General features: G+C 35.7%; 12 protein-coding genes. 8 read left to right on the top strand and 4 right to left on the bottom strand.

Annotated elements, in window-relative coordinates; translation table 11 throughout:
- Nucleotides 1-187 precede the first annotated feature (187 nt).
- Both QP953_RS03290 and QP953_RS03285 read right to left on the bottom strand, forming a co-directional pair.
- Nucleotides 188-1318: an alginate O-acetyltransferase AlgX-related protein gene (locus QP953_RS03290; RefSeq protein ID WP_309553954.1), complete on the bottom strand. Its 1131-nt coding sequence runs from the start codon at nt 1316-1318 to the stop codon at nt 188-190.
- A gap of 5 nt (nt 1319-1323) precedes the next feature.
- Nucleotides 1324-2736, bottom strand: a complete 1413-nt coding sequence (locus QP953_RS03285) for an MBOAT family O-acyltransferase (protein ID WP_408913452.1) — start codon at nt 2734-2736, stop codon at nt 1324-1326.
- A 331-nt stretch (nt 2737-3067) separates the two neighbouring features.
- Between QP953_RS03285 and QP953_RS03280 the strand changes: the two genes are divergently transcribed.
- Nucleotides 3068-4972 (top strand): AAA domain-containing protein, encoded by a 1905-nt coding sequence (locus tag QP953_RS03280; RefSeq protein WP_309553952.1) that lies wholly within the window; start codon nt 3068-3070, stop codon nt 4970-4972.
- Between the two features lie 297 nt (nt 4973-5269).
- Here the strand turns inward: QP953_RS03280 and QP953_RS03275 are convergent, their stop codons facing one another.
- Entirely contained in the window at nt 5270-5695 is a 426-nt protein-coding gene (locus QP953_RS03275) for a hypothetical protein (protein ID WP_052597997.1), read from the bottom strand.
- A gap of 56 nt (nt 5696-5751) precedes the next feature.
- Here QP953_RS03275 and QP953_RS03270 point away from each other — a divergent pair, with 56 nt between their 5' ends.
- The gene (locus QP953_RS03270) at nt 5752-6885 is read left to right on the top strand and encodes a hypothetical protein (protein ID WP_052597996.1); all 1134 of its coding nucleotides are present in this window, start codon (nt 5752-5754) and stop codon (nt 6883-6885) included.
- A 127-nt stretch (nt 6886-7012) separates the two neighbouring features.
- Nucleotides 7013-8563, top strand: coding sequence for a peptide MFS transporter (locus tag QP953_RS03265; protein ID WP_309553951.1), 1551 nt, complete (start codon nt 7013-7015; stop codon nt 8561-8563).
- A gap of 163 nt (nt 8564-8726) precedes the next feature.
- Here the strand turns inward: QP953_RS03265 and ovoA are convergent, their stop codons facing one another.
- Nucleotides 8727-10073 (bottom strand): 5-histidylcysteine sulfoxide synthase, encoded by a 1347-nt coding sequence (ovoA, locus tag QP953_RS03260; protein WP_052597994.1) that lies wholly within the window; start codon nt 10071-10073, stop codon nt 8727-8729.
- Nucleotides 10074-10393: 320 nt separating this feature from the next.
- On the opposite strand from ovoA, the gene QP953_RS03255 reads away from it, so the two are divergent.
- The 5 genes from QP953_RS03255 to QP953_RS03235 all read left to right on the top strand — a co-directional run bounded on the left by QP953_RS03255 (nt 10394) and on the right by QP953_RS03235 (nt 15205).
- Entirely contained in the window at nt 10394-11587 is a 1194-nt protein-coding gene (locus QP953_RS03255) for an NADP-dependent malic enzyme (protein WP_052597993.1), read from the top strand.
- Nucleotides 11588-11739: 152 nt separating this feature from the next.
- Nucleotides 11740-11946, top strand: a complete 207-nt coding sequence (locus QP953_RS03250; RefSeq protein WP_052597992.1) for a hypothetical protein — start codon at nt 11740-11742, stop codon at nt 11944-11946.
- Nucleotides 11947-12486: 540 nt separating this feature from the next.
- On the top strand, nt 12487-13086 hold the full coding sequence (locus QP953_RS03245; protein WP_309553950.1) for a DNA-3-methyladenine glycosylase 2 family protein: 600 nt from the start codon (nt 12487-12489) through the stop codon (nt 13084-13086).
- Nucleotides 13087-13299: 213 nt separating this feature from the next.
- Nucleotides 13300-13797, top strand: a complete 498-nt coding sequence (gene tpx, locus QP953_RS03240) for a thiol peroxidase (RefSeq protein ID WP_052597990.1) — start codon at nt 13300-13302, stop codon at nt 13795-13797.
- Between the two features lie 343 nt (nt 13798-14140).
- A complete protein-coding gene (locus tag QP953_RS03235; RefSeq protein WP_052597989.1) occupies nt 14141-15205 on the top strand; it encodes a hypothetical protein in 1065 nt (354 codons plus the stop codon).
- The last annotated feature ends 215 nt before the right edge of the window (nt 15206-15420 follow it).

Here is a 15420-nt window from a genome sequence, read left to right as displayed (position 1 = left end):
ACCTATCAACTTGTTAAGTTGCAACAAAACTTGCACTTTTCTAAGAAAAATGCTTATTTTCTATTATAAAACTCTTATTTACGTCTCTGTATGTTAATCTCTGTTTATATTTATTTTTCTTGATTTAAGTGTAATATTTAATTTTAGACATGTATACAATCCTTGCTAATACAAAAGTTAGAACTAATCACAATAAAAAATGATCTAAGTCCCGTTCTACTATCTCCCATATAACAATATTAGGCTTTTCAGCTTCAACTACATTTTTGTCGAATAAACTCCAAACATATACAGATTCACCAAAACTCTCTTTCGTAAATTTCATTAAAGCTGAAAAAAAAGAGTCTCTAAATGTTAACACCTTAATTGAGTTAATTGTTGAAGTATAATGAAAAACATAATCCTTTATATTAGGAGGAATAGGTAGCGTTGATGGGACTTCTTGCGCAATCTCGCTAGGATGTTCTAAAATTATACATTGTTCTTCCACATTGATATCCAACATCCCTGTTAAATCTTCTTGATTACTAATTTCCGTTTTCACCTTAAAATCGTTGAATTTCATAACTTTCAAGGAAGGATATTTTTCTACAATTTTAGAAATAAGCACATTATATGCCCAATAAGCTCCATAATCATTCCAGTGCGTATTAGTTTTATGATATAGACGAAATTTATTATTGTCAGGAAAGTTTGCAGACAAGTCTACAAAATTCAATCCTTCGGAAGTTAATAATCTGTTTACTTGCTCTAGTTTGGTGATCTTATTTCCTTTTACTATAGGTAATTCGTTTCCATAAACAGAATGCTTATTAGGAGCTACTGCTATATAAAAATCAATATTACGTTTAGCCAACCATGCTTTTTTTTCTAGCATACCTTTTTTTATCTGCTCTAATTCTTTCTCATTAAATGATATCATCGCTTTTGATTCTTTAATAACATCAGAATAACTATCTCCTAAAAAAAACCACCCATTAGTACCTCTAACTACTTTGTGAGCAAGTGGTTCTACTCCAAACACATCATTTTGGATAAAATAGTAACTTTTAAACAACAGATTCTTGAAGACAAAATTATCCTTATAATAGTGATCATAGGCATTTTTAAAAGAAATAACATCCCTATAAACACCTAACATTTTTTGAAGGCTCCCTCTACTCACTCTTGTTTGCTCAAAAGTAAATCTTGGACTCTCTTTCAATTTCCTATTTTCAGTATTTCTAACATTTAAATTTACACCTAATAACTGTAGTAATAATGGTAAGCTAATTAATAGAGAAAATATAACAATTTTACCTATTTTTATTTTTTTCATAATTATTAAAATCTAAAGTAGATAAATGGATTATAAGACCCTGCTCCTAAATGAATCACAGATAGAACGAATAGTGCAAACAATGCTATTGTTCGAATAATGGTTCCTTGGTATGTCTGTAACTTTTCATCAAAAAAACGATATATCGGTGTGGAACAAATAACTGCTAATATAAAATACAGACCAGTATGACTATTTATATACATAAAATCTATATAACTATCAACTGATATCAACCCTGATGATGGAATAAACATTCTTTGAATATAACTAATAGCATTCGATAAGGTTTCTGCTCTAAAAAACACCCAACCGACCAAAACAACTAATAAAGTATATAAATGTTGTAATGGCTTCCAACATTTGCTTAATTTCTCTTCAAGACCGATACGTTCTATAACAATAAATAGACCATGGAATAAACCCCACACTATAAAATTCCAACTAGCGCCATGCCACAAACCTGTTACAAAAAATACGATAAAAAGATTTAGATATAACCGCTTTTTCCCTACTCTACTTCCTCCTAAGGGTATATACAAATAATCTCGGAACCAAGATGATAAAGAAATATGCCAACGCCTCCAAAATTCTTTAATACTTCTTGATATATAGGGATAATTAAAATTCTCTAAAAACCTAAAACCAAACATTCTACCTAACCCAATTGCCATATCAGAGTACCCCGAAAAATCAAAATAAATTTGAAAAGAATATGCAATAATACCTAACCAGACAAAAGGAGTAGAAATCGTTGCTACATCTAAAGCAAAAATACCATCTGCAATAGTTGCAAAAGTATTAGCTATTAATACTTTTTTAGCTAAACCGATTATAAAACGTTCTATCCCTTCCGAAAAATCATCAATGGAAATGTTTTTAGATACCAATTGCTTGTTTATATCTACATAACGAACAATTGGTCCAGCAACTAATTGAGGGAACATAGTAACATAAGTAGCAAAATTGATAAAGTTTCGATTAGCTTTTACTGTTCCTCTATACACATCTATAGTATAGGATAAAGTTTGAAAAGTATAAAAACTTATGCCTATTGGTAATGTAATATTAGGAATATTATGCCATGTAGCATTATCTAATCCCAACATACGAATCGCAGCATTATAATTTTCGAAGGCAAAGTTGAAGTACTTGAAAAAAAACAAAAAAGATAAATTAGTAATTATGGAAATTGTTAACCCCAATTTTCTCTTTCCTCCTTCTATTATTAAACCGCAAGAAAAATCAATTATTGCTGATAATAACATTACAAGCACTATTTTATCTTCTCCCCATGTGTAGAACACTAAACTAGCTACTAGCAGTATTAGGTTCTTTATTTTATTAGGCATCAAATAATAGATCCCTAATGTAACTGGTAAAAATGAGAACAAAAAAAGCACACTACTAAAAATCATAATTGAGTAGATTTACAAGTTATTATATGCAAACATCAGAATAAAGCTGTCCAAAGATATAAAAAACATATCCAATCTTTCATTTCTAACCATATCTCAATCACTAAATTATAAACGAACTCTGTAAAAGAATGAAGACGATGACTAAAATAGTAACATTAAATCTTAACATTTTGTATATTCAAGTAACCTTACAAGCATAACAAGCCAAAAACTAAAAAATCAATAAGCTATTCAAGCACAATAAGTCTACTTTTCTCTTTAACTTCGGCTTTTTAGATATCAAAGATTTATTACCAAACTCTATATTTTAGAGCATCGTTACCATCTTATGACAACGCAAGAAGAATTAGATCATTTACTCCAATTATTACAACAAGAAAAAGAAGAGGAAAGCTGTCAATTTGACCAACTGCTCCGAGAATTGAGCATCCAGCAACGTATTCAAAAAGGTGCTTGTTGGTATCCTGTACAAGTTGAAAGCTCAGGATGGAGTTTAGGGGAACATCCTTTTATTATTGTAGAACGAGTCAAGCACTTGGACAAAGCGCATAAATTCCGCTCTGGACAAGTGGTCAGTATTTTTTCCGAAAAGGTACTGGATAATAATGTAGAGGAAAAAGGAGTCATTTATTTTATCAAGGGTAATCGTATGAAAATTATTTTGTACGGGACGCAATTGCCTCGTTGGGTTTTGGGTGGTAAAATTGGTATTCAACTCAATTTTGATGAACGCAGTTATCAAGAAATGGAGCGTGCTGTTAAAACAGTAAAAGCAGCCAAGAATGATCGACTAGCAGAATTGCGAGAGATTTTATTAGGCAAACAGCCAGCCCGTTTTGACAAAGAGCATCATCCCTTTGAAATACCCAAACTAAATGCTTCTCAAAATGCAGCCGTGCAAACGATCTTAGCAGCAGAAGATGTTGCCATTATTCATGGTCCTCCAGGTACAGGAAAAACAACCACTTTAGTTGCGGCCATTCAACAGTTGGTCAAACGTGAGTCGCCTATTTTAGTTTGCGCCCCTTCTAATTCAGCTACTGATTTGTTAACCGAAAAATTAGCCAGCGTAGGGCTAAATGTCGTTCGTATTGGTAATATCTCTAGAGTTGATGAAAGCCTCTTAGAACACACAATGGAAGGTATTCTTCAACGGCTTCCTGAAATACAAGAGGTCAAAAAAATGAAGATTGAAGCTGCTAAAATGCGAAGAGATGCGGAGAAATTTAAACGAAAGTTTGGTGCCAAAGAACGCCAAGATCGCCGAGACAATTATAGAGAGGCCAAGGATTTAATGTATCAAGCCAAGATGCTTGAAGACTATATTATTGACAAAACTTTGCGTGAAGCGGACGTCATTTGTAGCACCTTGGTAGGGGCAGTTGGGCGACACATCGAGAAAATGACATTTAATACCGTAATAATTGACGAGGCAGCACAAGCCTTAGAGCCTGCTACTTGGATTCCAATCTGCAAAGCCAACAAAGTTGTCTTTGCTGGCGATCCATTTCAATTGCCTCCAACTGTCAAAAGTAGTGCTGCTGCTAAAAATGGCTTTAATGTAACGCTGCTAGAAAAAGGGGTTCAACGTCTAGAAGTTGTCAATTTATTAGATACTCAATATAGAATGCACAATACCATTATGGGGTTTTCTAATGAGCAATTTTATGATGGACAATTGCAATCCGACGATGCGGTTGCTACTTGGCAACTACAACTTTCGGATGGTACTCCCAGTCCCCCCTTAGAATTTATAGATACCGCAGGATGTGGTTTTGAAGAAAAAGTCAACCCCGAATCTCAGAGTTATTATAATCCAGAAGAGTACTTTGTCTTGCGGCAGCATTTAGACAACCTGCTAGTGATTACAGGAAACCAGCCGATTTCTATTGGCATTATTTCGCCCTATCGAGAACAAGTTATTTCGATTCAAGATGCGATTGTCAAAGACTTTGATCATTTTCCTGATGCCGATATTGAAGTTAACACGATTGATGCCTTTCAAGGACAAGAACGAGACGTTATTTATATTTCAATGGTTCGCTCGAACGATATGGGAGAAATCGGCTTTTTAAAAGATACTCGCCGAATGAATGTAGCCATGACCAGAGCTAAGAAAAAGTTAATTGTTATTGGAGATAGTGCGACTTTAGCCAGCGATACTTTTTATAGTAATTTCTTGGACTATGTCGATGCACAAGGAGCCTATGGCTCAGCTTGGGATTGGCAATAGATTGGTTAAAATTAATTATAGCGCAGCAAGAAGGTTAATAGCCAAACCAATAGTAGCCTTTTTGTTGTGTCATTACTCCGTTGAAACCACGCAGTAGCAGCGCAGCTAACTAAAAGCATAGCGCTCATGCAGTAAATCGTATGAGTTTATTGTCTCATTACTCCGTTGAAAAATCGTATTAGTTTGATTATCAGCAAGATGTACTTCACCAGCCTTTACACTAAAAGACTGGTAATCAAACTAATACAAGATGCTTTTTTAGTTTTTCTACGAAAAACGTAAAAAAGCAACGGAGTATTATTGTCTATAATAAAAGACAAATTGTCCAATTCCCAAGCCTGCTAGTGCGCCGATGGTATTCATTACCAAAACATCTTCCCAAAGATGTCCTAAACCCAACGCCCATCCTATGGTATAACCTAGCCAAATTGCGGTCGTACCAATGAGATACGCCAATTTATATTGTTTGCGTTTTTGACGTATTATATACACCAGCAAACCTAAATTAATTGTTGCTACCATCACCAAGGAGACAATTGCTTCTATATGAACACCATTTTGAAAATAAGGCCGAAACAGCACACTGATCCATCCAATTAGCGTACATAAGACCAGCAAGGCTACTCCCCTAATCCAAAGATATTTATCTAAAATAGATCGCTCATCGGGTATATCCACCAAATGTTCATCAAGTAAAGGATTCTTCTTATATTTATCGGACATTGTTTATAATTTTGTATTTACTCTCCAATATTCAAAACAAGCTGTCTAACAATTATATGAAAGAAGTGGCAATATTCCATACCCTTGCTCATTTATCCATTGCTTTTATTGGAGCTATTTTATTGCTAGCAATCTGGTACAACATCCGTAAACGCTTCAACAATCGTTTGGAAGAAGACGATTCTCTGTTAAGAATTGACAAAGGTTTGGTTTATTTGAGCTTGGCACTATTTGTTTGGGTAGGCTCAGGAACATGGGGGTATTTGGGGACACATTGGAGTTTTAGTCAAACTACCACCTACCTACTAGGCGTAAGCCTATTTTCAACCTTAAACAACTTGTTCTTGCTTTTGGCACTCTTTTATTTCTCTCATGCCCCCAATTTTATTTATAATAATGAGAAAAATATTAGTAAAATTATTGGTCTAATTCTATTGGTTAGTTTATTAACAATTGGTCTTAATTTATGGATTCCACCTAACCAAAACTCCATACATATAGCAGGAATACCAGATTTATTACTTTCTAGTTTTTTATGCTGCCTACTTTCCTACTCTTTATACAAAACATTTATTGATCGAGACTTGAAAGTAGTTGCCTATATTGCTGTCATGGCAGTGCTGTTAATGTTTATCGCTCAGCTTCCTGAAGTGTTTACAGAATTAGATAATGGGTTTACGAATAAGCTCATAAAAATCATTGCCAAAACTTCTTTAATTTCTATATTCTTAGTTCTGGCAACGAGTTGGGTAATTGAATTAGCCAGCACCCCTCGTCCCAATGAAATGACCTTACAATTCTTAGATTGGTCCTTGGTAAAAATCAGCATTCCATCCAAGGAAATTTACGACCAAGTCATTGACTTCGGTTCCAAAACAACTCAATACAAAAATCTATTTAAATTTGCCCTTCGTAGAAAATGGGGCGAAGGTCAAGAACAGTGTATTGTAGTAGGGGGAGCAGGCGAGCTAAAAAATCAAACTTACCTGAGTAGAATTATCGAAAATTGTAACGACATTCTCCATTTACAAGAACATCAGAAATTAGAACGACGAGATATTTTCACCTTTATAGGCAATGGTCAGTATCGACTTCGTGTTTTGCCAGAACACATTACTGTAGAAAAATCCCTTTTAAACGAATTCTTAAAATCACCTGATAACCAAAGCTATAACTCAATTTGTAATTAATTGTTATTCAATATCAAATAGTATCCAATAGCTATTTTTTGCTATACTTTGAAACAAGTCATGGAGATTTGGTGCCTTTCGTCCATTTTGCGTTTGAATCATTTTTTGTTAACATTCAACGCATTTTATGAAAGCCTCAAAAACAGCTTCAACCACCACTTTATTTGGACATCCCAAGGGATTATTTTACTTATTTTTTGCAGAACTATGGGAACGGTTTTCTTTCTACGGAATGAAAGCTCTGTTATTGCTCTATATGACCCAACATTTGCTTTATACAGATGAAGCATCTTTTGGTATTTTGTCTGCTTATATGTCACTTGTCTACATCACTCCACTATGGGGAGGTATTTTGGCAGATAAAATTTTGGGTTATCGAAAATCTATTCTATTGGGGGGAATCCTAATGGCATTAGGACATTTCTTGTTGTCTTTTGAAACGCCCATTTTTTTCTATGGCTCATTGGCCTTAATTATTTTAGGGAATGGTTTCTTCAAACCCAATATATCCTCGTTTGTTGGCGCCTTATACAAAGACAATCCGCACCAACGAGACGCAGGTTTCACCATCTTTTATTTGGGAATTAATTTGGGAGCAGCAATAGCCCCTTTGATTTGCGCTTGGATCGCAGCTCTATATGGTTGGCACTATGGTTTTATGTTAGCAGGCTTCGGCATGTTGCTAGGTCTGGCTTTCTTTCAACAAGGTCTTAAAAGCAATGTTTTTGGAGCAGCAGGACAACTCCCTAATGCAACTCGTTACCATCAAAAAATAGCAGGGCTCAATCAAGGACAATGGGTAGCAATTGGCGCTGTTTTAACCACTCCTATCTTTGCTGCTATTATCTTCTTTCATGAGTATGAGCATTACTTAATTCTACTAGCTAGTGCCTTTTTGATTCTATACATTTTGTTTATTTTAAGCAAAGTTAGTACGATAGAACGAGGTAGATTAATTGTTGTCATTTACTTTACTTTGCTCTCTACTCTTTTTGCAGCTTTATTTGAGCAAACAGGTAGCTCGCTAGTTCTATTTGCCGATAGAAATGTACATCTCATAGGCATCAATGCCGCACAAACCAATAGCATTAACGCCACTTTTATTGTTCTACTAGCCATTCCTTTTTCAATGCTTTGGGCGTGGTTGAGTCGCATTGGCAAAAATCCAGCAGCTCCATTTAAGTTTAGTTTTGGGCTTATTTTGTTAGGGCTAGCAGCTATTATTTTTGGTCGTTCTGCTATTAGTGCAGATGCCTTGGCACAAACCTCTATGATCTATCTTATTATCGGTTATTTTGTCTTAACTGTAGGAGAACTTTTTTTGTCTCCAATAGGCTTATCTAAGGTAACCGAACTCTCTCCTAAACAATACATTTCCTTTATTATGGGCGTTTGGTTTTCTTCTTATTTTTATGGCCATTATTTCGCTGGCAAAGTTGCCCAACTCACAGTTAGTAATGGCGCATCCAATAATCTGTTCGATACTTTCGGATCTGCTATAAAACTCATTACAGGTTTAACACAAGATATTGCCATTCACAAAGGTCCTGCTTTTGAACAGTTGTACGCTTATGTCTCCGTCTATGTAAGTTTTGGAATAATTACACTAAGCATTGGATGCTTAGCCCTATTGCTCGCTCCTATAATGACTCGATTGATGCATCTTGAAAATAGATAGTTTGCTTTAAGATAGTAGCTAGCTACGCTGCTAACTATTGTTAAGAAGAAGCTTAGCTATTCTATACCCTAGTAGAATAGCTGCTTCCTCTTTATTTATCTAGAAAAAATAAGCGTTCTTTTTAGACATTTTCAACGCAAGAAAAGTGGATGCAAATACAAAATTACAAACTTCGAGCTATACGAAAACCAGCATGTTGATAAAAATGCTTTCTAAACCACAAGCGATAGTACTTAGAAGCACCTGTTCCTGTTGTTGCCCAAGCTCCTCCTAGTAGCATACTGTGCTGATCGTCAAAATAAGGAGCCGAAAAGTCCTCGTATAAATAATGAGTTTTAAAACTAGGTAAGGGATAAAAATCATCTTGTAGCCAATCCCAAACATTTCCAAATACATCGTTAAATCCTAGCGAAGTTTGTCCTGTTTTTAAGCTTCCCACAGGATTAGGAGAGCCATATTTTAGATTGATATTATAACAAGTCTCAAAAGCACAGTCGGTTGTTTGCATTTCATTCTGAGTTATGGCATGAAACTCTGCTTCTGTCATTAATCGATATCCATTGCCTTTCCACTTACAATACGCCCAAGCTTCGTGAGCATTGACTTCAACAGGATAATCTAAAGGCATCGGCAAAACATCAAACATAGCTCTATATTCAAAGCCATCTACTGAAGCAACCCAAAATTTCGGATGCTTAGTAGCCGTCCGTTCTTTCCAAGCCCAACCCTCTGCTGTCCAATATGCCGCCTCATGATAAGCTCCACTATTATAAAATTCTAAATAATCTTCATTGGTAATTAAATTTTTACTGGCTTCAAAAGAAGCAACCTCTTGCACAAGTTGCCCGTATTCATTATCCCACCCAAAAATAGATTCCTCTTGTTGTTTCCCTATAACTACCTTGGTAGCCTCTACCTGAATCATAGAATTGATGGGACTCTTTCCTTGACTTGGAGCATAGGTCCAGTTGATTGGGCGCTGTACCTTGCTGATAGGCAATTGCCGAATCAAAACCGAGGATGTCTCAAAATGAATTCTATCGTGTTCTATTCCCATTAACAACGCCCACAAAGGATCTTGGTCTGTAATGGTGGTTGGAAAGGAATAGGATTGAATGCAATTTTCTACCACTTCTTTTACTTTTGCTCTATACTTAGTCACCGATTCTAGAGTTGGCCACAAGTCATGTACTTCTAAGTGTTCTGGCAAATTAGGGTCAACTCCTTTGGCAAATAAAACTTCATATGCTTCATCAACACCTTCATCAATCAAACCTGCCATCAATAGTTTATTAATGTAAAAAGCGGCTGTATGCCCCCAATAAAAGATCAAAGGATTCCGCAATGGGTCTGGAGCTTCATAATACGTTTCGTCAGATCGAATAGCGCTAAATAACCATTCGTAAATAGACCAAGAGTGACGGAAATATCTCAGTACATCTGATTGGGTAACTGCACTCAATAAAATGGGCATATTCTGCTCTTGCAAGCTTGTAACTGGAGTAATCATAGTTCTTATTTTGTTAGGTTGGGTGGAAATAGAAATAAACTTTTTTATATATTATAAAAATATGCAATATCTATAAAAAAAGCCAAGCTTTTAAACTCTTAAAAGAGATATAATGACTTTTTGTTTTGCAAATTGGACATTTTAATCTACGTTTGTTAAATATAAAGTAAACTATGTTTTTCTTTTTAGTTTATTTTCTTTGTTAGAGCTCTCTAGGGTTGTAATCGCAAGTATGACAGTTACAACCAATAATAAAAGGCTCTTGTTCAAATACTAAGCACCAAAACCTGTTAATTTAACCAAAAAAACTACTTACAATTATGGATTATTTCGAAGAATCTCTTCATTTGCATCGTTACTTGAAAGGAAAAATTGGCATTCGTAACAAAATGGACGTGCGTACGCAAGAACACCTTTCATTAGTTTATTCTCCTGGCGTTGCAGCTCCATGTCTAGAAATACAAAAAAATCCAGAATCTGTCTGGGATTACACCATGAAGAGTAACTCTGTTGCAATCGTCACAGATGGGTCTGCCGTTTTAGGACTCGGCAACTTGGGGGCAGAAGCTTCTATTCCTGTTATGGAAGGAAAAGCAATGCTATTTCGTCGTTTTGGAAGAATCAACGCCTTCCCAATTTGTCTAGATACACAAAATGTAGACGAAATTGTAGAAACAGTACGCCGTATTGCTCCTGTTTTTGGTGGTGTCAATTTAGAAGACATCGCAGCACCAAGAAGCTTTGAAGTAGAAGAACGCCTACAAGACTTAGGCATTCCTGTATTTCATGACGATCAACACGGAACGGCAATCGTCGTTTTAGGAGCCTTAATCAATGCTGCTAAACTAGTTGGAAAACGCTTGGAAGATTTGTCGGTTGTTATTAATGGTGCGGGGGCAGCAGGTATTGCTATTGCTAAATTGTTGCGTTGTGTAGACCACGGAGCAGACAATAGCCTGTGTATTCCTGTTAAAGATATGATCATTTGCGACAGCAAAGGGATTGTCCATAAAGACAGAGACAACTTAAATGATGCTAAAAAGCAAGCCTTAGGTTTTACCAACCTAAATCACAAAAAAGGCTCTTTGAAGGATGCTTTGGTTGGCGCCGATGTCTTTATTGGTGTGAGTATGGGAAATTTACTTACCAAAGAGGATGTACAAACAATGGCAAAAGATGCTATTATTTTTGCATTAGCCAACCCTACTCCTGAAATTATGCCTGAAGAAGCCTACAAAGGAGGCGCTGCTATTGTTGGGACAGGGCGTAGTGATTTGCCCAACCAAGTTAATAATGTTTTAGGTTTTCCTGGGATTTTCAGAGGGGCTTTAGATGCCCGTGCTAAGCAAATTACGCCCAATATGAAATTAGCTGCAGCTTATGCTATTGCGGAAAGCATTTCCAGTCCATCCAAGGATATGATTATTCCTCCTGCGCTTGATGAAATCGTCGCCTATAAGGTAGCTAAAGCCGTCAAGGAAGCAGCGCTAAAAGACATGGAACAAACTCAATAAATAAAACTGTTACAAGTAAAAAACTGCCACTTTCTTGCATAGACTTATAAGGCATTAAAAACCTAATTTATAACACTTTAGGTTACATTTTTATTTTTTTATCGTTATAGTAGTAATGAGTTATTTTAAATAATCCTACTTAAACTTAAATTATGAAAAATTTGTCCCTACTCTGTGTTATCGTTCTAGTAGTATCCACATTAGCTTCTTGTGGAAGTAGCCCGTACAAAAAACGCAAGGGTTGTCGAGGAAATGGAAGTTGGTATGGTAAGCGTAATCTTGGTGCCGTCGATTTTGATAAAAATACAACGCAAGACATATACGCTTTAGCCAAAAAAGAAAACAATCAACCGTTTTAAGTTGATATTGAGTCTCAAAAATCCAACACAAAGCAATGACTTTTTGTTGGATTTTTTTCATCTTAGCATCCTGTCCTTTTTGATAGTTAATAATACTTCGTTGATTATTATTCGCTTTGTTACTCCCTACGGTCGTGAGCTCGCTATGCTCGGTTCGCTCATGAGAGCGCAAGGCTAGTTCCCTCTGGTCATGAACTTGGGCTTTTGTGCTACTAGCACAAGCCTACTCGGCAAGCTTAGTTTTTTAGTTTTTCTACAAAAAACATAAAAACCACCTTGCACTAATTTAATTATCAGTCTTTTAACATAAAGACCAACAGAAATATATCTTGCTAATAATCAACTGCGAAGTACTTATGCAATACCACGTAGTGGCAACAAAACTAACTAAAAGCGTAGCGCTCACGAAGTACCACGAAGTAGCAGCGCAGCTAAACTAATGCGTTTTTTCAACGGAGTAATGAGTTAAACAACTGTATAACTAACCTTGGGTAATTCATCCATCACTAGTTCATAACCAAACCAAACACACCAATTAACATGGACAAAAAAATCCTTCAACATTTATCCAACGATCCTCTATTAAAAAAAGCAATTGAAACCGTTCAATTGCCCGAACATAAGCCCGAAACAACCGTTTATGGCAGTCTATTGCGGTCTATTATTTCACAACAACTCTCTGTAAAAGCTGCTGCAACTATTTATAGACGCTTTGTCGATTTATTCGATAGTACAACGCCTGATCCTACTCTGATTATAACTACTAATGTAGACGATTTACGAGCGGTTGGCTTATCCAAACAAAAAGCAGGCTATATGCATAATATTGCTACCTTTGCCCAGCAACATCACCTAGACAAAATTGACTGGAGTACCTATTCTGACGAACAGATTATTGCATTTTTAACGCAAATTAAAGGAGTTGGAGTCTGGACTGTTCAAATGATTTTGATGTTTACATTGCAACGCCCTGATGTTCTTCCTACTGCCGACTTAGGGATTCAACAAGCTATGCAAGAGTTGTATGGTATAGAAGAAACAGGCAAAGCACTTATTACCAAAATGAAAGAGATCGCAGCACCATGGAGCCCTTATCGCACAACGGCTTGTCTATATCTATGGCGGTGGAAAGATCAATAAAACAACCGTTCTGGTTTGATAATAGTCCGCCTAAGGATTATACTGCTATGGTATGATTTGAGCAGGCTAATGTTTTGAAGTCCTATTGTTATTAAAATTCTAAAAAACTATTTACTTTTATTTCTGTTAGATAGACACAAACACAAAACAAGAGTTGTTTAATTTACCATTCTAATACTATCAATTAAACATAATAACTATAAAAATAAACCAATGGCAACAATTACATTTAAAGGGGATCCTGTTCAAACTTCTGGCGAGATTCCTTCTGTAGGTACGAAAGCTCCAGATTTTAATCTAGTAAAAGGAGATTTAGCTAAGGCTACTTTAGCTGATTTTAAAGGCTCCAAAGTTGTTTTAAACATTTTCCCTAGTGTAGATACAGGAATTTGTGCAATGTCTGTTAAAAAATTCAATGAGAAAGCAGCAGGTCTAGAAAACACTAAAGTATTGTGTATTTCAAGAGATTTACCATTTGCTCAAAATCGTTTTTGTGGAGCAGAAGGAATTGAAAATGTAATCAACTTATCTGATTATGCGACTGGTTCTTTTTCTAAAGATTATGGTCTATTGATGACAGATGGACCTTTACACGATTTATCTGCAAGAGTAGTTATCGTGTTGGATGAAGAAGGAACTGTTACGTATACAGAGTTGGTACCAGACATTGTTCAAGAACCTAACTACGAGGCTGCTTTAGCTGCTTTGTAGCCACATTCATATGCTTTTCGAAGCAAGATGCAAAAGAAAAATTAACAAAAGCTACTAAATTTGGGAGGCTGTCTGAAAATAAGTCAGGCAGCCTTTTGTTTGCTCTAAAACGAACGAAAAGCCACTGGCATTTCCTGCTTATTAGTTCTTTTATCAGAATATTCTGAAGCATTTTTTCTTGAAATATTTCGTAGTTATTGAACCAAACAATCAAGCACTTAACCCAAAAACGATAAAATTTATTACGATTTCCTACCGCTTTCCTTTATCTTTGTAACATTTATTATCGGATTAGTATTCGAAAAATACGCTATCCAACCATCAAAAACCATTCTTACGTTCTATGCATATCTCTAAAAAGAAACCTAGTTTTCCTATTTCTGAAAATCTACGAAAATACTTAGAAGATTATGATCGAGCGACTGATTTACCTATTTCTTATAATGATTTAACCAATTGGTTTGAGTCGGCTGCTATCTACGATAACAAAGGAAACGACACCCTTTGGGAATCCGTGTTGTACCACCCTACCTTTCAAGATGAAATCGAAGCAGCTTTAACCTATATTTATGGAAAGCTCAAAACAGATGGAAATATGTCTGTAATCGAACATCTTCGAGTCAGCCGAATTGATTACTGTCTGTTTGGAAATTCAAAACCATTCCGAATTCGTATCGTAAATACGTTAAACGACAACCACGATTACTTCTATATCAAGAAGGCAGATGCATCACGAGTATATGGTCTGGAGTTAGAGCATATTCTGAGTCCCAATCGTTTAGATTTTATTGTCGACAAAAACACCTTGGTTGAAGAACACATTCCTGGAATTCCTGGTGATTCTTTTCTGGATTACTATATAGAAACGCCTTCTTTTTTAAAGGGATATGCTGCTAAGGAGTTTGTGAAATTTAACGAGCGATGTTTTGTCATGTTATTGGGTGATATGCGTTCTTATAATTATGTGGTTGATGTAACACCTGACTTTGACAAGGAACAGTACAGGGTTCGTGCCATTGATTTTGATCAAGTTTGTTATGAAGGACGCAAGAATCATTATTTGCCACAATTTTATAAAGAAAACTATAAAATCGTTAAATTCTGTATGGAGGCACTGCATCCTACAACCGTTAACCAATACAAACACGAAGAGCGTACTTTGATGAAAAAAAGGTATCAAGTCGCACAAAAACGAATCAAGCGCTTGCTCAATAGTATGTCCAAAGACACCTTATCCACTAAAGAAAAGCGTCGTTCCCTCATCAAAGATTTAAACCTTTATCACAATACCAATAAATTTTCAAGAATGAACTCTATGGGCAAGATTTTGCGATTGCACATGACATTGATGCTAGGAAAGCCCAAACCTAAAAGAATTACAGGAAAAATTAGTTATAAAAAGTTATAGCTTCAAGAGCTGTAAAATAGGTTATTGTCTTGCAAACCAAGTTATCTTTTTTTGATAAGATCGTATGAACTTATACTGTACCGACTGAGTGTGCTTGGTTTGGTAATAACTCCTTGTGCACTTTCTCTTGGTTCCTTCTCTCAATCCTTAAGCACTTTCGTTGATTCCCCTATAAGTATTCAGTCGCTTTAATACACGCATCTATCAATTGTACA

The organism is Aureispira sp. CCB-E, assembly GCF_031326345.1.
Lineage (GTDB): Bacteria > Bacteroidota > Bacteroidia > Chitinophagales > Saprospiraceae > Aureispira.
Note: the sequence above shows the minus strand (reverse complement) of the source record. Positions and strands in the feature narration are given on the sequence as shown.